Here is a 910-nt window from a genome sequence, read left to right as displayed (position 1 = left end):
TCATCGGATGCCCGCCATCCTGGCGCGGACCGGGCCGAGCTCACCGGCATCCGGACGGACTCCGGTGTGTCTACTACGGGTCGAAACCATCCTGTTGCATACTGAAGTCGAAGTGGTCGAAGTCGTAGTGGATGTCACTGGGCTGCAATCGTTGCCTCTTGCAGTGGTGCCATCTCGCTGCCACCGAATGCGGCCGTGAGCCTGTAGTGGGTCAGGGTGGACGCGGTGGGGCCGAAAGTCACCTGAGGGTCGTTGAGTAGGAACACGTCATCGCAGGTCAGATGTGCGAGCGCCAGATCACGGGTCGAGATCACGACGCTGGTGCCGCCTGCCCGCATGGTTGCGAGCGTGGACAACAGAGCGGCCTGGCAGAGCACGTCAACCTCGGTAAACGGCTCGTCAAGCAGCAGCAGGCGTGGCTGCTGCGCGATGGCACGGGCGAGCATCACCCGTTGGCGCTGGGCGCTCGACAGCGTCCCGAAACAGTCGCTGGCATGATCGGCGAGTCCGACTGTCGCCAGTGCCCGGGCGGCCGCCGCCCGGTCGGTGAAGGTGGGTCGCCGCACCCATCCGATCCACCGGTACCGTCCCATCAGGACGATCTGGGTGACGGTTACCCGAACCTTGGCGTCAAGGGTCTCGGTCTGCGGCACGTATGCGATCCGACGGCGGGCTCGGGCCGGTTGTTGACCGAACACGGTGACCGATCCGCCGGTCACCGGCGCCAGCCCGAGGACAGCTTTGATCAAGGTTGATTTTCCGGCACCGTTCGGGCCGATCACGGCGACGGCGTGGCCGGTCTCGACGGTTCCGTGGACGGTGGTCAGGACCGGAGTCCGGTCATAGGCGACAGTGGCCCGGTCGAAGACCACAGCCGGGCCTGCGGTCTCGGGAGTTTCCGGTCTTTCGG

At 65.7% G+C, this 910-nt stretch carries 1 protein-coding gene; it reads right to left on the bottom strand.

The annotated features are described in order from the left end of the window. Positions 1 to 134 precede the first annotated feature (134 nt). Positions 135 to 910 (bottom strand): metal ABC transporter ATP-binding protein (locus U9980_RS03005; protein ID WP_416210126.1); only part of this gene is annotated, 776 nt, incomplete at its 5' end.

Source organism: Protofrankia sp. Cr1 (assembly GCF_963555865.1).
Lineage (GTDB): Bacteria > Actinomycetota > Actinomycetes > Frankiales > Frankiaceae > Protofrankia.
This window is presented reverse-complemented; position numbering and strand designations above follow the sequence as displayed.